Source organism: Sneathiella sp. (genome assembly GCF_047631475.1).
Classification (GTDB): Bacteria; Pseudomonadota; Alphaproteobacteria; order Sneathiellales; family Sneathiellaceae; genus Sneathiella.
Window position 1 is genome coordinate 1 of sequence record NZ_JBLHZT010000030.1, and the last position, 20,162, is coordinate 20,162.

A 20,162-nucleotide genomic window follows, 5' to 3' on the forward strand; every position below is an offset into this window, starting at 1 on the left:
CCCCATGTATTATACCGTCTGTCCAGAGACGACTGGCATAAAAAAAGCCGGTCTTTATAACCGGCTTTTTTTGAACTGTCCTTCAAACCCTATTCAGATTTGATCTGTTCGCGGGCTTTCACCAGCAATTCATCCATTTCCCGGCGAATGCGGTGGTCCGACATTTCAACATTTTTTGAATCGAAATCTCGACGGATTTTACGGAAGACGTCGTCGTCGCCTTTTTCTTCCAGATCTGCCGTGATTACTTCTTTTGCGTAAGCGGCAACGGCATCTCCAGAGAGACCCATCAATTCTGCGGCCCACTGACCCAGAAGCTTGTTGCGGCGTGCGTTTGCTTTGAACTCAAGATCGCTATCATGCGCGAACTTGTTTTCATGTGTTTTACCAAGATCGTCCAAACCTGACATTCTTAACCCCTTAAAGTCACTTTTCAGTGCCGAAAATACCGTTATTACAGCTTATCACAAGACTAAACATGTAAGATGGTTATTTCTATAAAAAGCGACAAGAACTTTTTTTGAAATTATCCGCTCATAATGTGTTACGAGTTGTTGTGTTTGCGGCATAACTGAACTATGTTCCCCGTGAAATCACTAATCACTGGTATTTCAAGACGGATAGACCGGATTTGTTGACATGTCATTGCGACAGATCAAGTCAGCCGTTTCCTATTTACTGTTGGCTTTTTTAGCCCCATAGCTGGAGTGACGTCCATGACCCGACGTAGACGTGTCTACGAAGGCAAGGCAAAAGTTCTTTTTGAAGGACCAGAGCCAGGAACCCTTGTTCAATATTTTAAAGACGATGCAACTGCGTTCAACGGCGAGAAGAAATCCACCGTGACCGGCAAAGGCGTCCTTAATAACCGTATTTCAGAACATCTGATGAACCGCCTGTCTGAGATCGGTATTCACAATCACTTTATTCGGCGCCTGAACATGCGCGAGCAATTGATCCGGGAAGTCGAAATCATTCCTGTGGAAGTTATTGTTCGGAATGTCGCTGCAGGCTCTATTTGCAGTCGTTTGGGGATTACAGAAGGCACAGCCCTTCCGCGGACCATCATTGAATACTGCTTCAAGTCCGATGAACTGAACGACCCCCTTGTTTCTGAAGAGCATGTCACAGCCTTTGGCTGGGCGACGCCGCAGGAACTTGACGACATCATGAACCAGTCTTTGCGGGTCAATGACTTTTTGACCGGATTGTTCACTGGGATCGGCATTAAACTGATCGATTTTAAACTGGAATTTGGACGTCTTTATTCTGACGATGAAGTGCAGGTTATTCTGGCCGATGAAATTAGCCCTGATAACTGCCGTCTTTGGGATATTGCGACCAACGAAAAAATGGATAAAGACAGATTCCGTCGGGATCTTGGTGGGATTGAAGATGCCTATCAGGAAGTCGCTCGTCGGCTGGGTATCCTGCCCGAGGGCGGTCCCGGAGATCTTAAAGGTTCTACTGCAATTCAATAAGGCGCATTTTTGCGCCTTTTTTCTTGGGCATTTCAAGAAGGTAAGGATAAATGAAAGCTCGCGTTACTATTTCACTCAAGAACGGTGTACTGGATCCACAAGGCAAGGCAATTGAAAATGCGTTGCACGGGCTGGGCTTTGAACAGGCAAACAATGTCCGTCAGGGGAAAGTGATCGAACTCGATCTGGGGAATATCTCAGAAAATGAAGCACCGGACACTGTCGACAGGATGTGTAAACAATTGTTGGCCAATACAGTGATCGAAAATTACTCCATTGAATTGTTGGACTAACCTTTACTGGGAGACTAAAGACCGATGAAGGCCGTCGTTATTGTTTTTCCGGGGTCCAACTGTGACCGTGACATGAAAGTTGCGATCGAACAGTCTTTGGGTACCGCCCCGGCTATGGTCTGGCATGCAGACAGTCAATTGCCGGAATGCGATTTAATTGCCATTCCCGGCGGGTTCTCCTACGGCGACTATTTGCGTTGTGGCGCAATCGCAGGGAACTCACCGATTATGAGAGAAGTTGTGAAAAAAGCGGCCTCCGGCACGCCAGTTCTTGGGGTCTGCAACGGATTTCAGGTCGCCACGGAAACTGGAATGCTACCCGGAGCGTTGCTTCGCAATGCAAATCAGGCTTTCATTTGTAAAGATGTGCATTTGCAAGTTGTTGGCGAAAACCGGAACTTCTCAGCTGGTTTTTCTTCAGGTGATATTGTCCGCTTTCCTGTGGCCCATCATGACGGTAATTATTTTGCCGATGATGAGACCCTTGCTCGGCTCGAAGGTGAAGGTCAGATTGCCTTTAAATATGCCGATGAAAATGGCGTTGTTTCAGACGAGAGCAACATAAACGGTTCGCGCAATAATATTGCCGGCGTTTATAACAAGGCTGGAAATATCCTTGGTTTGATGCCTCACCCTGAACGCCTGATAAGTGACCAGCTTGGTGGCACGGACGGCAAAGTTTTCTTCGATAATCTTATCAATTCTCTGAACTGATTGACGACATGACCGAAATCACAAAAGAAATTGTCGCTGAACACGGTTTATCCGAAAGCGAATATGAACGGGTTCTGGAAATTCTGGGACGCGAACCAAATCTGACGGAACTTGGGATCTTCTCTGTAATGTGGAGTGAGCATTGTTCCTATAAATCTTCCAAAAAATGGCTCAAAACCCTACCGACAGAAGCCCCTTGGGTCATTTGCGGACCTGGGGAGAATGCCGGTGTGGTTGATATTGGCGATGGCCAGGCTGCTATTTTTAAAATGGAAAGCCATAACCACCCGTCCTATATCGAGCCCTATCAAGGCGCCGCGACCGGTGTTGGCGGAATTATGCGGGATGTCTTTACAATGGGCGCCCGCCCGATTGCTAATCTGAATGCCCTTCGTTTCGGCCGGCCAGAGCATCCCAAAACACGCCATCTCGTGTCTGGTGTTGTTGCTGGTATCGGTGGATATGGCAACTGTATGGGTATCCCAACAGTGGGCGGTGAAACCAATTTCCATGCGTCTTATGACGGTAATATTCTGGTAAATGCGATGACCGTTGGTCTTGCTGATACCGATAATATTTTCTATTCAGCCGCCGCCGGTATCGGCAATCCGGTTGTGTATGTAGGATCAAAAACCGGACGGGATGGTATTCACGGCGCCACGATGGCCTCAGCTGAATTCGATGATGACAGTGAAGAGAAACGCCCGACAGTTCAGGTTGGGGATCCGTTCACGGAAAAACTCCTTCTGGAAGCCTGCCTCGAATTGATGGCAACAGACGCGATTGTTGCTATTCAGGATATGGGGGCTGCCGGTCTGACCTCTTCTTCTTTCGAAATGGCAGACAAAGGCGGCGTTGGAATTCAGCTGGATCTTGACCATGTGCCGATGCGCGAAGAAGGCATGACGCCTTATGAAATCATGCTGTCGGAAAGTCAGGAAAGAATGTTGATGGTTCTGAAACCCGGTCGGGAAGCAGAAGCAAAAGCAATTTTTGACAAGTGGGAACTTGATTTCTCGGTCATCGGAACCGTTACTGACACAGGGCGCATGGTCCTGACCATGTTTGGTGATGTGGTCGCAGACCTTCCGGTTGCCCCGTTGGCGGATGCCGCACCGGAATATGATCGTCCTTGGATAAAGACAGAAGTGCCTGCACCAATCAAGGCCGCAGATGTTACCGAATGCAAGGATCTGAAACAGGCCCTGCTGACGATTATGGGCTCTTCTGAAATTGCCAGCCGAAAATGGATTTGGGAACAGTATGACCATATGGTGATGGGCGATACCATTCAACGTCCTGGCGGTGATGCCGCGGTTGTCCGTATCCACGGAACAGATAAAGCGCTTGCTGTCACAACAGACTGTACACCGCGGTATTGTTATGTGGATCCAGAAACCGGCGGCGCGCAGGCAATTGCGGAAACCTGGCGTAACCTGACCGCAACCGGGGCCCAGCCTCTTGCGGTTACGGATTGCATGAATTTTGGAAATCCGGAACGTCCTGAAATTATGGGACAGTTTGTTGGATGTATTGAAGGGATGCGAAAAGCCTGCACAGATCTGGATTATCCAGTCGTGTCTGGAAATGTGTCCTTATATAACGAAACAAACGGCACCGGCATTCATCCGACCCCGGCAATTGGCGGTGTCGGTTTGTTGAAACAGTCCGATCATATGGCGACGATCGCTTTTAAAAACGAAGGGGATGTTGTTCTTCTGGTTGGTGATACATCGGGAGACATGGGCCAGTCTATTTACCTCAGAGAAATCGAGGGCCGTGAAGAAGGGGCACCACCTCGCATGGATCTTGCTGTTGAAAAAAGAAACGGTGATTTCGTTAGAAATGCAATTCACACAGGGCTGGTAACTGCGTGTCATGATCTTTCAGATGGTGGTTTGGCTGTCGCATTGAGTGAAATGGCGCTTGCCGGCAAGATGGGTGCAACGATTGATCTGGATCTGGATCTTCCTTCCCATGCCGCACTTTTTGCAGAAGATCAGGGTCGTTATGTAATGACGGCATCGCCTGAAAATGCGCAGAAACTTCTGGAAAATTCAAAGAATGCCAACGTTCCCCTTCAAATAATTGGAACGACCGGTCATAATGAATTGAATATTGCAGGTGAACTGCACATATCTGTAGAAGATATCCGTCAGGTGCACAGCAATTGGCTGCCAAATCTGATGGTAAAACAAAGTGTTGAGCAGGAGTAATTAAGCATGGCAATGGACGCAGGTGAAATCGAACGCCTCATTCTCGAAGGCATCCCGGGTGCTTCCGTACAAATCACAGATTTACGGGGTGATGGCGATCATTATGCTGCGCTGGTTGAATCTTCGGCTTTTGAAGGTATTCCACGTGTCAAACAACACCAAATGGTGTATGACGCTCTCAAAGGGAAAATGGGCGGTGACCTGCATGCGCTTGCATTGCAGACCTCAACCCCTAAATCATAAATTACGTTAATAGTTTAAGAAGGACTTACAAATGCTTGATCAAGCTACCGAAGAACGGATTAAACAGGAAGTGTCCTCGAACGATGTTGTCCTGTTCATGAAAGGGACGGCAATCTTCCCGCAATGCGGTTTTTCAGCGACAGCGGTTCAGATTTTATCGCACCTGAATGTCAAGTTTCACAGCATTGATGTCCTCAGTGACCCCAGCATTCGCGACGGCATAAAACAATATAGCGAATGGCCGACCATCCCTCAGCTTTATGTAAAAGGCGAGTTTCTTGGCGGTTGCGACATTATGCGCGAAATGTTTGAAACAGGTGAATTGCAGGGCATTCTTGAAGAAAAGAATGTTGCCAAAGCAACTGCATAATTGCCTATACCTGACGAGATCAAAAAACGGTGCCGTAGTGCACCGTTTTTTTTGACCTAAATTCGAAAGATCCCGCTGACATTTCGCCGAAAATACGTTGATGTCATTAAAAAATAATCTACTCTGCCGACAGAAAATAGGGGAATTTGCACTCTGGAGGGCAATGTGAATCAAGAAAAACTGGTGAAAATCATTGCGTCGTTACCCGACGGGCTGTTCAATCTTTTATATATTGGCCGGCGGATTAAGAAAGACAAACAACTCCTGAACGCAAAGGCACAGTTTTTATGTTCCATCGTTGAAAAACAAAGCCTACCCATTGAAGAGGAAACTGTCGAAAATACACGGCTTCAAATGGAGAGCCTTTCTGACTTGCTATCTGGCGAGACAGTTCCCATGGGATCAATCGAAAATTTTACGATTGACGGTCCCTTAGGCGACATCCCTGTTCGTTTGTATAAACCAGAAACTGATGATAGCCCGCTTCCGGTTCTGGTTTATTTTCATGGGGGTGGGTTTATTCGGGGGTCAATCAATTCACATGACGGGCTTTGTCGGCGTCTTGTTCAATATGGCGGTTTTGCTGTTTTGTCCGTTGATTACCATCTGGCCCCGGAATATCCTTTTCCAGCTGCTGTAGATGATGCCTACGCTGCCTTTGACTGGGCTCGTTCGAACGGCCAGTCGAAAGGTCTGGATACCGGAAAGGTTGCTGTGGGCGGCGATAGTTCTGGCGGTAACCTTGCGGCAGTCGTTGCGCAGGATACACTGCGTAATGGTACCCCCTCGCCTGTATTTCAGTTGTTGCTTTATCCAACGACAGACGCCAACTTTACGGCGCCCAGCCATCGCACGTTTGCAAATGGATTTTTCTTAACCGCCGAGCGAATGCATTGGTACAGAGGACACTATCTTCCTGATCCTGCCCTTTGGAATGATGAAAGAGCCTCACCGGGACTGAAAGAGAATCTTGAAGGGCTTGCGCCCGCCCTGATCATTACTGCAGGGTTCGATCCGTTACGAGATGAGGCGGAAGACTATGCCAGTCGATTAAAAAATGCGGGGGTTCCCATGGGCGTTATCCGGCATGAAGGTATGGTTCATGGTTTTATGTCGTTAAGTGGGCTGTTAGAAGACGCTGATAAAGCCATTCGGACTGCTGCAGACACTTTGAAAACGATATTTTCAAAGGATTGATGGTAATGAATGCAGTGCTTCAGGCATTAAAGGAAATCTTTCGGGAAAGTCTCATTGTCTATTGGGGCCTATTGAAAATCATGGTTCCCGTCATGGTTATTGTTGAAATCGGTGTTCGTTTGGGTGTCGTGGAAATCATCAGTAAATGGTGTGCGCCTATCATGTCAGTGTTCGGCCTTCCAGCAGAGCTTTCCCTTGTTTTGGCGACCAACCTGATTGTGGGTCTTTATGGTGCCGGGGCTGCCCTTGTTACCTTGGCCCCCGGTTTGGATCTTACCGTAGAAAATATGACCGTTTTGGCAGGAATGCTGCTTTTTGCGCATGCCCTCCCTGTGGAACAGACGATCGTAAAAAAGACTGGCACACCGCTTATTTTTTCTATTTTTACTCGGGTATTTGCTGCGGGATTTTATGGTTGGATAATGCATGTGGTGTATCAGTTTTTTGGCGCTCTTGATGGTCCGGCAACCATATTGATCACAGCGGGAAGCCAGACGGGTGATACCAGCTGGATGGCGTGGGGTATCTCTTCTCTTACCGGTCTTATTTCAGTTTTCGGTGTTCTCGTGTTTTTGATCACCCTGCTTCGTGTTCTGGAATATCTTGGCATTACAAAGCTTATTACCCGGGCCTTAACACCCGCGCTGCGCCTCATGGGGGTCGGGCCAAATGCGGCCCCCCTCGCGATGATTGGAATATTGCTGGGTCTTTCTTTTGGAGGGGCGCTTATCTTGCGGGAAGTTGAAAAAGGGGCCCTACAGCCGAGAAGTATATTTATCTCCATGATTTTTATGGGGCTGTGCCATAGCCTTATTGAAGATACGATTATTGCAATTGCCTATGGCGGGCATTGGAGTGGTGTTCTGGTTGGCCGGCTTGTTATTTCAATTCTGCTAATCCTTCCTATCAGTTTCTATGTCCTGCGTGTTTCCGATAAGACTTTCTTTCGCTACTGGTACAGTAGAAAGAGTAGCCCCTAAGGTGACATAAAATCTGCCGGTTTGCGTGGCCGGTAATTCCCCCACGCTTGTCCGGTCCCGCTAAAACGTTAAGATGATATGCGCTGCGCCCTCACTCCTTGATCGTGAAGGTCATAAATGCGGCGTTGTAACACTCGAATTGGAGGGGGCGCTGGATGAATTTCGTGAAGTCCAGACACTTTATCGTGTGGCGGGGGCGTCTAATTCAATTCCAAAGAGGTGCCACAATAGCGGAACCCCGCAGGCATTCCCAAATCACCGGATTTCAAATTTGGGAGAGCGGGCGCCTTCAGGACGCCCCTGTTTTTAAAAAAAATGCGGCCATATGCACCAATCCTCGACGCCTTTCTTGGCCTATAAGAAACGCGGAAAATATTCAATATTTTGTAGTTTTGTTATTCAGCGATAGGGCGCCCGTTTGTCCAACCTCTGGTATTTTAAGTCAGGGTTGGGGAGTTTGGAAGTATCCATGCAATCAAATAGGCAGGCCCGAATAGACGTTCGAATAAAATATTCGCGGTTTTTGCTGATCCTTTTTTCCATTGGTACGTGGAAAAATGCCTTATCCTCATGAGGGTGAACGATAAAACTAAATTGATGATTTTAAAAAAATCATCTCGTTCTTCCCTTTTATGCGTTTGTGTTACGGATGAAAATTTTCGAGTTTCTACTTGTCAAATTGGCCTGCTTCATCAAAAACGCACATCCATAACGCGCATCTGAAAAGTAACTTTTTGTAATATCAGCAAAATAATAATGTTATAAATTCTATCGACGAGTGCTTTTTGATGCATTTTTATTAATTAAATATCAACCACTTATAAGAGATAATTTAAAGCATGAAAGAGTATATAGAAAATGGAGATGAAAAAAAATACTGGAAAATGTAATAAAAAAGAAGAATAATGAATAAACGGCATGTCATATATGAAACTTACATAGTGATCGGCAGTTGCATGAAAAGAGTATTATTTTTAATTGGGTTGATCACTTCAGGGTTTGTTTCTGTTGTTTCTGCGTCTGAAACAACACCGGATCTGAAATTCGCCTGTAATCATTTCCCCCCTTATAATTTTAAAAATCAAACCGCCTCAGGTATGAACGTCGATGTTATTAAAGCGGCATTGGCTAACCAAGGCAGAAAAGCGTCGTTTGATTTTTTTCCGTTTTCTCGTGCCATGGCGCTCGTGAAAAACGGTGATTATGACGCGGTATGTGGTTGCAGTTATCGCGAAGAACGGGAAACCAGCTTTTTCTTTTCAGATATGCTTGGCAATATCAGTCAGGGTGTTTTTCGCAAAAAAAAGAATGCAGAGCAGTCGATTAACAGCCTTTCCAAGCTGAAAGGACAAACAGTTGCGACCATAACCGGGTATGTGCTGCAAAAAGAACTTAATGAGAATGACATAGAAAATGTCGGTGTAAAAGACGAAATACAATTGATCCGGATGCTGGAAAGCGACCGGGTTAAGAATATATATGCCTATCGCGATATAATTTTATATGATTTGAACTTGATGGGATTAGAGCTGCCGCTGGATTATTCAGAAATCTCTACCCAGCCAAATTATGTCTGTATTTCCAGAAAGATCCCTGACGGGGACCGCGTTCTAAACGAGTTTAATCGTGGATTACGGGCGATAAAATCATCCGGTTTGTATAGTAGAATTCGGGCGGAATATCTGACCGTGAATTAGAGGGACCAGCCATTTGATGCATCGCTGGCCCCACATCTTTTACTCTCCGTCGCCCACCCGTTGGGATAGCGCGGCGGCAAGATAATCATCCAGATCGCCATCCAGAACACCCTGCGCGTTTCCTTTTTCGACGCCGGTTCTCAAATCCTTGACCATTTGATAAGGGTGAAGCACATAAGACCTGATCTGATGCCCCCAACCAATATCTGTTTGCTGACCGCGGGTTTCCTGTGCCGCTTCTTCACGTTTTTGAAGTTCCAACTCATATAATCGAGACTTCAGCATTTTCATGGCGGAGGCCTTGTTTTTATGCTGGGAGCGGTCGTTTTGGCACTGAACCACAACATTTGTCGGAACATGCGTAATCCGGATCGCTGACTCGGTTCTGTTCACATGCTGTCCACCGGCGCCAGACGCGCGGTAAGTATCAATACGCAGATCTTTTTCTTCGATTTCGATGTCAATATCGTCATCGATCACAGGAAAAACACCGACCGAGGAAAAGCTGGTATGGCGACGGGCATTAGAATCAAACGGAGAAATCCTGACAAGCCGGTGAACACCAGATTCCGTTTTCAGCCATCCATAGGCATTCTCACCAGAAATCTCGATCGTTACGGACTTGAGGCCCGCCTCTTCGCCAGCACTTTCTTCAAGTGTTTTAACCTTACAGCCATGCTGTTCCGCCCAACGCATATACATGCGCAGCAAAATCTGGGTCCAGTCCTGAGACTCGGTTCCCCCCGCCCCGGCATGGATTTCAAGATAGCAGTCGTTCCCATCCACTTCACCGGAGAGCATACTCTCGAGGCGTCGTTTATCCACCTCAACCTGCAACTCACGCAGGGCTTCAGCCGCTTCGCCAAGGGTTTCTTCGTCCTCCTCCATCTCCGAAAGCTCCATCAGCTCAACCGTATCGTCCAGATCCTGTACAATTCGGTTATAGGCGGTAATGGCGGTATCCAGATTGGTCCGTTCCCGCATCAGAGCCTGTGCTTTGGAAGAGTCGTTCCAAAGATCGGGATCTTCGACAAGCGAGTTTAACTCTTCGAGGCGTCTTGTGGCGTTTTCCCAGTCAAAGATGCCTCCTCAGCAGTCCTAATGCCTGCTTGATTTCATCAACAACGGCCTGATGTTCGGCGCGCATGTTTATTCCACTTCATTCTTGAATTTCGATTTGGTTTGAGAAACTAATGGTAACTTGTCGATCAGTAAAGACCACCTGTGCCATGTGTTGCCGGATTTTTTGGTAAATCGTTGGAAATGATCGAAAGACCACCCCCATCTGACCCATCGAGTACTGAATTGGCCTTGATGGCATCCGATGTTTTGAAGGCTTCAAGGATGACCTGTCTGTCACCAGCGGTTGCCGGCATTCCAGTTGTCTGATTAACCCGAACCAGGCGGATACCTTCAGGCACCCGAAAAGGAATAGCAGATTTGTCTTTCAGGGCTTCCTGCATGAAATCCCGGAAAACGGGAGAAGCAACCCCACCGCCGCCTTCTTTCGGGCCTAACGTTTTAGGTGTGTCAAAACCGATATAGATACCGACAGCCAGATCTGGCGAAAATCCAACAAACCATGCATCCCGCGCTTCATTGGTAGTCCCTGTTTTGCCGGCCAGTGGTTTCTTGATGGCAGAAACTTTACGCCCCGTTCCTCTTTGCACAACACCTTCCAGCATAGAGACAACCTGATAGGCTGTTGCAGGAGAAATAATCTGTTTGCGATTATCTTCTATTTCCGGTTCTTCCTGATCTTGCCAGAGGCTGGCACGACATCCAGTGCAGGCCCGTGTTTCATGTTGGTAGATTGAAATACCGCGGCGGTTTTGAACGCGGTCGATCAGGGTTGGTGCAATTTCCTTACCCCCATTTACCAGTTCTGAATAAGCCGTTGTCATTCTTAACAGAGTAGTTTCCATGGCGCCCAATGACATGGCCAGGGTTTCCTGAAGATTATCGTGGATGCCAAATCGTTGGGCGTAATCAGCGACGGTTGACATTCCGATGGAACGCGCCAATCGGACCGTCATAAGGTTTCTGGATTTTTCAAGGCCCAGACGCAAGGTGCTGGGGCCGTAAAATTTCTTTGTATAGTTGGACGGTTTCCAGCGATCGCCATTTTCCTGATTTAAAACGAAGGGTCCATCCATAACTTTGCTGGCAGGCGTAAAGCCGTTATCCAATGCTGCTGCGTAGACAAATGGCTTGAACGAGGATCCGGGTTGGCGCCGTGCCTGAACCGCGCGGTTGAATTCCGATGCGTCAGCATCCCATCCACCTACGAGTGCAAGAATGCGCCCTGTATGAGGGTCCATGGCCACAAGTCCGCCCGAAATATCGGGTATCTGTTCCAGGCTATAAAGCCCCTCTTTTGCCCGTTCTCCTGTTATCGGGGTCACCGTGATAACATCGCCGACGGCAACCACATCGGATGCTTTTGAAACGCCGGGACCAACGCGTTGATCTTTCAGCCATGGCCGTGCCCATTTCATGTCCTGTAATTCGATCCGGCCTTGTGCGCCAGTGTCAAACCCGATGGCCACTTCATTTTTGCTCATTTCGAGGACCACAGCTAATTTCCAGTCGCCAAGACCTTTTGGAGGGGGCACCGATTTAAGCTGCTCGATCCAGTTTTCTTCCGTTTTAATCTGTGCAACCGGTCCGCGCCAACCGTGGCGGCGGTCATACCGGCGAAGGCCATCACGAAGGGCTTTTTCACCAATTTTCTGTAGTGAGGTCTGCATGGTTGTTCGAACGGACAGACCTCCGTCATATAACCCTTCAACACCATAAAGCGTATAGAGTTCCCGGCGGACTTCCTCAACGAACCATTTGGCTTCAATCACCTGCGCGTCGCCGCCCTGCTTGACATTCAGTGGCTGGTTTGTTGCATCCGCCGCCTCTTCCGCTGTAATAAACTTCTCATCCAGCATTCTGGAGATAACCCAGTTTCTGCGCGCAAGCGCCCGTTCCGGGAAACGGAAGGGACTATAGTTGTTCGGAGCCTTAGGAAGCGCCCCCAGATACGCCGCTTCGGCAATTGTCAGGTCATTCAGCGATTTATCAAAATAGTAAAGAGCCGCCGCCGCAACACCATACGCCCGATGTCCTAGATAAATTTCGTTTAAATACAGTTCCAGAATGCGATCTTTCGGCAGGATCCGTTCAACTCGGATGGCAAGGATCGCTTCCTTTGCTTTGCGTTCATAGGATACTTCGTTGGTCAGCAACATATTTTTTGCGACCTGCTGGGTAATTGTTGACGCTCCAACCAAGCGGCGCCCCTGCCCCAGATTTTTAAGGTTCACGAAAAAGGCGCGGGCAATACCCTGAAAATCAATTCCGATATGCTGATAGAAATTTTGATCTTCTGCTGCAAGAAAGGCTTGTTTTACCTTTTTTGGAATTGCATCCACGGGAACAAAAAGACGCCGTTGACGCGCATATTCTGCAATCAGGCTACCGTCTGCGGCGTGAACCCGTGTCATAACGGGAGGCTCGTAGCCAGCAAGCTGGTCGTAATCGGGTAACCCTTTGCCGAAATGCCAGAATCCGTAAAAAATCGCACTCACACCGATTATAAGACCCAGCAGACCCAAACCAGACAAAATCAAAAATATTTTTAAAAATCTATTCATAGAGCTCAACACTTAACAAAGGAACGCTTGCATTTTTATCGTCTGCATACTTAACGGCAACTTTGTCTATTTTTCGTTTATATTGCTAATATTAGCGTTCCGAGTGGCGATTTTAAGGCTTGATTGCTTCAAAATACTTATCGACTGCCAATGCGATGGAGTTTGCCAGCTTTCGTTGACCAATCTCGGATTTTAAAATCTGTTCATCTTTTTTATTGGAAAGATATCCCAACTCAACCAGAACCGAAGGTACATCCGGTGCTTTCAACACCCGAAATCCTGCAAATCTATGGGAATGCCCACCGACTTTCATTCCTGAACGGGCAATTTCTGGGATCAGCATCTTGGCAAATTTTACTGAAAAATTCATCGTCTCCCGCTGCGCAAGATCAATCAGGATTCCCTGAACCGTATCGTCCTGTTCCTCCAGATCCACACCGGCAATAACATCCGACTTATTGTTTGTATTCGCAAGGGCAGCCGCTTCGTCATCCGACGCATTTTCAGACAGGGTATAGACAGTCGATCCGCGGATGTCTGAACGGCCAATAGAATCGGCGTGAATGGATATGAACAGATCTGCTTCGTTCTTTCGGGCAAAATTCACCCGTTCACGCAAACTGACAAAGGTGTCGTTGGAGCGGGTCATCAAAATATGATATCGCTTGTTCAGTGATAGTTTCTGCTTCAGTTTGCGGGCCACGGCCAACGTAAGCTGTTTTTCATAAACGCCGCTTTTGCCAATGGCCCCAGGGTCAATGCCCCCATGCCCTGCATCAATAATAATGTTTAACTGCTTCTCATTTTTCGGGGGCGGCGCCGTTTTAATGGCGGGAACCGTCATCGCTACCTGACGTTTTCGAGATTCTGTTACGGCGGTTTGGAACGTCGACTTATCGGTTTTCTGGACATCAATGAAAAACCGATAGGGCTTCCCTTCTGAGGGCGGAAGAATTACTTTTCGAAGGACCTTAACTGGACGGTTCAAATCAAGCACAACCCGAGACGTACCCTGACGAAACAACCCGTAACGATAATTTTCGATAACCCCTGTTTTTCGAACTTTTTTGTTCCCCGGCTTCCAGGAAACTTCCTGCATATCAATGACTATACGATAGGGGTTGGGCAGGAAAAAGATATTGTATTCCGGCTTCTCGGACATCTCCATTACAAAGCGGGTTTTGTCTTTGTGTAAACCAAGCCGAACAGAAGTCACTTCTGGTTTTGCAATTGCTGTTTCACCAAAAAGAAAACAAAGCAACAGAACACTCAGTAAACCTGTTACACGCCTATATCTCAAACTACGAACCCCTTGGTAAAACGACATCTCTCAAAACGCCTACTAGTAGGCAATCGACCAAAGCATCTTATTCGTCAAAAGTTTTTTTAACCATATGTAATTATTCGTTTGTTATGTTGCTGCCAAGTAACTATCATCTGGGTGTGAGTTTCTGTGGTCAGTCCTCGAATATAAAAATATATGGAGGCGGCGCCGTTTTCGACAGCTTTTGCTGGCATCGACTTTTCGATCCCCCAAAGCGTCTGGAAACAGCGCTAAAGACAATGCAGAAAAATGGTTGAAACAGAAGTTGTTCCGTCTTTGATATACATTGGCGGGATCGGCAGCCGATTTAGGGTCCAGAGTTAAATAGGACATTCCTTTCCCTCCGGTTAGAGGGGGACCGGCGCCAACGACTTCCTTAAAAAATTTGGTTACTTTGCCCCTGTCTCACCAGGAAATTTGTAACTGACGGAGCTTTTAAATGGCTACGCGTATGCTAATCGACGCGACTCACGATGAGGAGACGCGCGTCGTAATCGTTAAAGGTACTCGCCTTGAAGAGTTTGATTATGAAACTGCTTCGAAGAAACAACTAAAAGGCAATATCTACCTTGCCAAAGTAACCAGAGTAGAACCGTCGCTGCAGGCGGCGTTTGTGGAATATGGCGGAAATCGCCACGGCTTCCTTCCCTTTTCCGAAATTCATCCTGATTATTATCAGATCCCGGTTTCTGACCGCGAAGAGCTGATTGAGCAGGAAAGTGTTGCTGAAAAAGAAGCGCTGAGTAAAGAGGACGAAGAGGAAGAAAAATCTTCCACTGAGCCGTCCGATCCGTCTGATACAGATGACGAGCCAAATAATTCATCCGCAAAAAATAGTGAAACGGCCTCCAGCGACGATGACGATGAAGAAGGTGTTGTCGATGATGAAGACGACACTTTGGGCGGTCTTGAAACTGTTGGAGACGACGAAGACGATTCTGTTGAGAATATCGGCGGCGAAGATGATGTTGATCTTGCACCCAAGGTAAATGTTAAACGCCACTATAAAATCCAGGAAGTCATTAAGCGCCGACAGATCCTGTTGGTCCAGGTTGTTAAGGAAGAACGGGGCAATAAAGGCGCCGCACTAACCACTTATATTTCATTACCCGGCCGTTATAGCGTGCTTATGCCAAATACGGGCCGCGGTGGTGGTATCAGCCGTAAAATCAGTAACCCTGCGGATCGCAAGAGATTAAAGAAAATCGCGTCGGAGCTTGATGTTCCGGATGGGATTGGCGTCATTATCAGAACAGCCGGTCTAAACCGGACAAAAGTGGAAATTCGCCGGGATTATGAATTCCTGATGCGTCTTTGGGACGATATTCGCGAGACAACGCTGAAATCCATTGCCCCCTGCTGCGTTTACGAAGAAGCAAATCTGATCAAACGTTCTATTCGCGACCTGTATTCTAAAGAGGTCAGCGAAATCCTGATTGAAGGCGATAACGGCTATCGGATTGCCAAGGACTTCATGCGCAAGCTGATGCCAAGCCATGCCAAGAAAGTTCAGCCTTACAGGGATCGTATTCCCCTATTCCATCGTTTTCAGGTGGAGCAGCAGTTTGCATCAATGTATTTACCGGAAGTTCATCTGAAATCCGGCGGTTATATTGTTATCAATCCTACCGAAGCGCTTGTTTCAATCGACGTCAACTCTGGTAAGGCGACGAAAGAAAGAAGCATCGAGGAAACAGCTCTTAAAACAAATCTGGAAGCGGCTGAAGAGATTTCCCGTCAGCTTAGACTGCGTGACCTTGCTGGTCTGATCGTTATCGATTTTATCGATATGGACGACAACCGGAATAACAAAGCGGTTGAACGTCGGATGAAAGATTGTCTGAAATCTGATCGGGCACGGATCCAGGTTGGTCGCATCAGTCCGTTCGGACTTATGGAAATGTCGCGTCAGCGTCTGCGTCCATCTTTCCTCGAAGCAAGTACAAATATCTGCCATACCTGTGGTGGCTCCGGTTTCGTTCGTTCAATTGAATCGACAGCATTGCTGATCATTCGCGCCCTTGAAGAAGAAGGGGTTCGTGAGCGGAGTGCCAAGATTACAATTACGGTTCATACGGATGTTGCAATTTATCTGCTCAACCAGAAACGTGGTGTCATTCAGGAACTCGAAGGTTTGTATGGTTTGACAATTGTCATTCTTGCGGATCCAACAACCAATTTGAACGATCACCAGATTGAACGCGAACGTGGCAAGCCAAACGCACCGACCCAGTCTGTTCTTCCTCCTGCTGTTTCAGAACCAGAAGAAGAAGACGAACCCACTGAGGACACAGCGGATAGCGAAGAGAGCGAAAGCAACTCAGCTAAACGTCGTCGTCGTCGCAGGCGGAGGAAGCCACGTGACGATGCCGATGGTAATGCTGAAAACGTTGAAACGTCAGAAGAAAACGAGTCCGATAAGTCAGAAGCAAAATCTGAGGAAACGGATGAAGAACCGCGCAAACGCCGCCGTGGAAAACGGGGTGGTCGTCGTCGGTCACGTCAGCCTTCTTCTGAAAATGGTGATGAAAACCAAGCCATAGTGGCCACTGAAAACCCGGAAAATCAGGAAGTCCTTCTTATTCCGATTACCATGCCCGAAACAGATGAAGGCGGTATTATTCTGAAATCTGGTGATTCAGATGAACCTTCGGATGAAACACCAACGTCGAAATCAGGGGAGACGAGCGAGGACGCTGAAAAGCCGAAAACGCCACGTCGCCGCAGACCACGTACTCGTAAAAAACCGGATACTGCCGGTGATGATACCGAAACAGTATCTGCAGAGGCTCCTGCAACAGAGGCTGAGGCTTCTACTGTCCAGCAACCGTCGGAAGAGGCCCCTGAAGAACAACCTGAAAAGGTGCGTCCCCGAAGGCGCCGTTCACCCCGTAAAAAGAGTGGCGAAACTGCTGAACCGACTTCTGAAGCGAACGTAAAAACTTCAGCGGTGGCTTCAGAAACAGTGGTGACAAATGTGTCGTCTCCGGCTGCGGAAAGTGATACGGCCCCTGCGGAAGCGACTGTAAAACCAAAACGCACGCGGGCGAGAAAAGAAAAAGTTGAAACACCTTCAGTTGCCAACACGCCTGAAGTGAAGGCTGAACCGGTTATTACAGAGGTTCCAGAAACATCTCCTGTTTCTTCTGAACCTGAAGAACCAGCAAAACCAAAAGGCCCTCGCCGGTCTGGCTGGTGGCGCCGTAAAAGCTGACAAATTGATAAAACTTAATAAAAAAGGCGCCTTTCACGGCGCCTTTTTTGATTTCTATTACTGTTTGTTTAGAGGGTCGTTTTTTTCAAAAACCCACTAATCAGTTTATCGATGTTCAGATAATCAAAGTTCAGGTTATCGTTTTGCAAGCCAGAGCCTTAAGGCTTCAACCGCTTTTTCAATGACGTCTGTCGCACCAGCAAAAGAGAACCGGACATAATGCTTGCCCCGAACAGGATCAAAATCCAGACCGGGAGTAGCCGCAACACCGCATCCTTCCAACATTTCCTGACAGAACACCATGCTGTCATCCGTTAAATGACGAACGTCAGCGTAGATATAAAAAGCACCATCGGCCGCTGCTAATTTATCAAGCCCCATAGCAGGAAGTTCGTCCAGCAACAGGCGCCGGTTTTTTTCGTAATTCGTTTTATACTCTTCCAGCTCATCTGTGCAATCAAAGGCTGCCAGCGCCGCATACTGGCTTAAAGCAGGTGCCGATATGAACAGGCTTTGAGCAATTTTTTCGATCCGCGGGACCAATGCTTCCGGCACGACCATCCAGCCAAGCCGCCACCCTGTCATGGAGAAATACTTGGAAAATGAGTTAATAATGACTGCATTTTCAGAAAATGAGAGCGCAGAGACTGTTTCCGTGCCGTAAGTCAGGCCGTGATAGATTTCATCGGAAATGAAATGCATCTGTTTTTCATCACAATACTGAACCAATGCGTTTAATTCAGTTGGCGTAAGCATTGTACCAGTTGGATTGGCAGGGCTGGCAACCAGCAGGCCGTTGAGTTTTCCCGGCACCGCATCGATTAATTGTGGTGTTGGTTGGAAATTGGTTTCATGCCCACAGGGAAGGCCGACAGGAACGATATCCAGAGATTGCAGAATATTCCGGTAGGCAGGGTAACCAGGTTCTGCCAGAAGAACCCGGTCATTGGCTGCAAATAAACTTAAAAAGGACAGCAGAAATCCACCCGAGGATCCTGTCGTTACAACAACCCGGGACGGATCGACATCCAGCCCGTACATTTCACTATAATGATTGGCGATAGCTGCCCGCAAAGGCGGGATGCCCAGCGCTTCAGTATATCCGATGGGCTGACCATGGAGGGCCTTGGCGGCCGCTTCTTTCACAGCCAACGGCGCAGATGTTGCGGGTTGCCCGATTTCCATATGAAAGACAGTTTTGCCTTCGGCCTCCCTCTGGTTAGCTGATTTCAATACTTCCATAGCGAAAAATGGGGAAAGCTTTCCCCGAGACGGATAAGTCACGGTTATACCTTTGCAAATGCGTGATTAACGCCGGATCATCGACAGGCCATACCCTCTTGGATCGGTATAGGACTGACAGTTAAACAGTTTGCCGTTTTTGCAGTGAATTGCATTCACGCGTCCCAGACGTTCAACCTCTAACTGAACCGGATGCGTTCCGGCAAGAGAAGATATCAGCGACCGATCGTTTTGGCTTTCAAATAACAAAGGTAAGCCTGGCCCCATTGTAAACGCTCGCGGAGCACTGATGGCTGCTTCCAGGTTATTCTCGTTCGCGAATACCTGAAGTGCTGTATAAACAGAAGCAACCGTTCCTGCCGCCCCGCCAGACGCTGCGCTGGCAAAGTAAAAGTCCTTATTGGGTTCGTTCACCATCAGGATCGGTGTGGTCGGGAATTCAGCTTTTTCATCCGGGACCACAGGTGCCATGACAATTCCGGTAATGCCGCCGGCAAAACCGGTTCCGAACGGCTTTTTCATGCCAACAACACAGGAAACTGCATTTCCTTCATTGTCAGAGGTTACAAAAGATGTTGTCGCATGCGACACAAAGGGAGAATGGGATTGGTATTTTGAAAAATTCTTACCGTTTGACTCGATCAATTTCGGTAACGTGACATCATCTGAAAGGTACAGAAACCCTTTGCCTTCAAAAGTGTCTGTCCAAACGTTTTTAAATAACTCGCCATAAGGACTGTTTGAAACGCCGACTGTGTTGGCATCAACATTGAAGGTAATCGCTGTTTCCCATGTTGGCCGATAATTAAACATATCCTTTTTGGTAATGGCCCCACCGATGGCATTCGCATCTTCTGTAAATGATCGCGCAAGATTTCCGCTATAGAAATGCGCCCCGCCATTTGTTCGCAAGGTTGTCAGTACACTGGCTAACCGGATTTGCTGGATCTTTTCGCCTTCTTTTTTGAAGTCGCCCTTTTCATCCATATAGATTTCCTGAAGCCGGGAACCGAGACGGAATTTAGCACTGCTTGAAATCATTGCCATACTTTGGGCCCGAGAGATATTCTCTCCAAAATTGGCAAACTTTTCGGCGTAAGACAGCAGGGCGGACCATTCGAAGCGACCATAGCGCGCATGCAGGGCGGCAAAGCCCCGAATGTTACCGGGAATTCCAACACTCCCGCCCGCAGCCGGGACACCGACCGGAAATTTCAAATTCTCCAGACGGTTTTTCTCGTTGTTATAAACAATGCATTCACCGCCACCGCCAAGTGATCCAGCAATAGGATAGGTCACTGCCAAGGTAAAATAAAGTGCGGTGGCCGCATCAGCAGCGGTCCCGCCTGCGGATAGAATATCCTGCGCGATTAAGGTCGCCCGGGGCTCGTCTGAGGCTGCGCCACCCAAAGGTCCATCAACACTGTCGATTTCCCCGACCTGTTTCGTTGCTGGCGTATCGCAGGCCGAAAGTAGAAAGACGCCACCGGCTAATAACAAACTGGTTTTCCTCAACCATTGACGTGGGCCGGTTCTGTTCTTAGGTT

The 20,162-nt window shown here is 47.7% G+C and carries 16 protein-coding genes; 10 read left to right on the top strand and 6 right to left on the bottom strand.

Features of this window, described 5'->3' with window-relative positions; all coding sequences use genetic code 11:
• Positions 1 to 89: 89 nt before the first annotated feature.
• A complete protein-coding gene (locus ACJAYR_RS12535; RefSeq protein ID WP_415236917.1) occupies positions 90 to 410 on the bottom strand; it encodes a DUF1476 domain-containing protein in 321 nt (106 codons plus the stop codon).
• 306 nt (positions 411 to 716) lie between these two features.
• Here ACJAYR_RS12535 and purC point away from each other — a divergent pair, with 306 nt between their 5' ends.
• The 9 genes from purC (at position 717) to ACJAYR_RS12580 (ending at position 9,191) form a co-directional block, all read left to right on the top strand.
• Complete coding sequence (gene purC / locus ACJAYR_RS12540) at positions 717 to 1,481, top strand: phosphoribosylaminoimidazolesuccinocarboxamide synthase (protein ID WP_169545489.1); 765 nt, start codon at positions 717 to 719, stop codon at positions 1,479 to 1,481.
• Positions 1,482 to 1,531: 50 nt separating this feature from the next.
• Positions 1,532 to 1,774 carry a phosphoribosylformylglycinamidine synthase subunit PurS gene (purS, locus tag ACJAYR_RS12545; RefSeq protein WP_169545488.1) on the top strand — a complete coding sequence of 81 codons (243 nt, stop codon included), beginning with the start codon at positions 1,532 to 1,534 and terminating at the stop codon, positions 1,772 to 1,774.
• A gap of 24 nt (positions 1,775 to 1,798) precedes the next feature.
• Entirely contained in the window at positions 1,799 to 2,488 is a 690-nt protein-coding gene (purQ, locus tag ACJAYR_RS12550) for a phosphoribosylformylglycinamidine synthase subunit PurQ (protein WP_415236918.1), read from the top strand.
• Between the two features lie 8 nt (positions 2,489 to 2,496).
• Entirely contained in the window at positions 2,497 to 4,704 is a 2,208-nt protein-coding gene (gene purL / locus ACJAYR_RS12555) for a phosphoribosylformylglycinamidine synthase subunit PurL (protein WP_415236919.1), read from the top strand.
• 6 nt (positions 4,705 to 4,710) lie between these two features.
• On the top strand, positions 4,711 to 4,947 hold the full coding sequence (locus ACJAYR_RS12560; protein ID WP_169545485.1) for a BolA family protein: 237 nt from the start codon (positions 4,711 to 4,713) through the stop codon (positions 4,945 to 4,947).
• A 31-nt stretch (positions 4,948 to 4,978) separates the two neighbouring features.
• Entirely contained in the window at positions 4,979 to 5,317 is a 339-nt protein-coding gene (gene grxD / locus ACJAYR_RS12565; RefSeq protein WP_169545484.1) for a Grx4 family monothiol glutaredoxin, read from the top strand.
• Positions 5,318 to 5,482: 165 nt separating this feature from the next.
• Positions 5,483 to 6,514 carry an alpha/beta hydrolase gene (locus ACJAYR_RS12570; protein ID WP_415236920.1) on the top strand — a complete coding sequence of 344 codons (1,032 nt, stop codon included), beginning with the start codon at positions 5,483 to 5,485 and terminating at the stop codon, positions 6,512 to 6,514.
• A 5-nt stretch (positions 6,515 to 6,519) separates the two neighbouring features.
• Complete coding sequence (locus tag ACJAYR_RS12575; protein ID WP_415236921.1) at positions 6,520 to 7,494, top strand: nucleoside recognition domain-containing protein; 975 nt, start codon at positions 6,520 to 6,522, stop codon at positions 7,492 to 7,494.
• 956 nt (positions 7,495 to 8,450) lie between these two features.
• Positions 8,451 to 9,191: a substrate-binding periplasmic protein gene (locus ACJAYR_RS12580; RefSeq protein ID WP_415236922.1), complete on the top strand. Its 741-nt coding sequence runs from the start codon at positions 8,451 to 8,453 to the stop codon at positions 9,189 to 9,191.
• Between the two features lie 39 nt (positions 9,192 to 9,230).
• On the opposite strand, the gene prfB is transcribed toward ACJAYR_RS12580, so the two are convergent.
• From prfB to ACJAYR_RS12595, 3 genes are all read right to left on the bottom strand, one after another.
• A protein-coding gene (gene prfB / locus ACJAYR_RS12585; protein WP_415236923.1) for a peptide chain release factor 2 occupies positions 9,231 to 10,338 on the bottom strand; the annotation gives its coding sequence in 2 pieces (ribosomal slippage) (positions 9,231 to 10,268 and positions 10,270 to 10,338; 1,107 coding nt in all).
• A gap of 61 nt (positions 10,339 to 10,399) precedes the next feature.
• The gene (locus ACJAYR_RS12590; protein WP_415236924.1) at positions 10,400 to 12,835 is read right to left on the bottom strand and encodes a penicillin-binding protein 1A; all 2,436 of its coding nucleotides are present in this window, start codon (positions 12,833 to 12,835) and stop codon (positions 10,400 to 10,402) included.
• A gap of 112 nt (positions 12,836 to 12,947) precedes the next feature.
• Positions 12,948 to 14,135 carry an N-acetylmuramoyl-L-alanine amidase gene (locus ACJAYR_RS12595; RefSeq protein WP_415236925.1) on the bottom strand — a complete coding sequence of 396 codons (1,188 nt, stop codon included), beginning with the start codon at positions 14,133 to 14,135 and terminating at the stop codon, positions 12,948 to 12,950.
• A 463-nt stretch (positions 14,136 to 14,598) separates the two neighbouring features.
• Here ACJAYR_RS12595 and ACJAYR_RS12600 point away from each other — a divergent pair, with 463 nt between their 5' ends.
• Positions 14,599 to 17,373 (top strand): Rne/Rng family ribonuclease, encoded by a 2,775-nt coding sequence (locus ACJAYR_RS12600; protein WP_415236926.1) that lies wholly within the window; start codon positions 14,599 to 14,601, stop codon positions 17,371 to 17,373.
• A gap of 135 nt (positions 17,374 to 17,508) precedes the next feature.
• Here the strand turns inward: ACJAYR_RS12600 and ACJAYR_RS12605 are convergent, their stop codons facing one another.
• Entirely contained in the window at positions 17,509 to 18,657 is a 1,149-nt protein-coding gene (locus ACJAYR_RS12605) for a pyridoxal phosphate-dependent aminotransferase (RefSeq protein WP_415236927.1), read from the bottom strand.
• A gap of 24 nt (positions 18,658 to 18,681) precedes the next feature.
• Positions 18,682 to 20,115, bottom strand: a complete 1,434-nt coding sequence (locus ACJAYR_RS12610; RefSeq protein ID WP_415236928.1) for a gamma-glutamyltransferase — start codon at positions 20,113 to 20,115, stop codon at positions 18,682 to 18,684.
• Between the last annotated feature and the right edge of the window lie 47 nt (positions 20,116 to 20,162).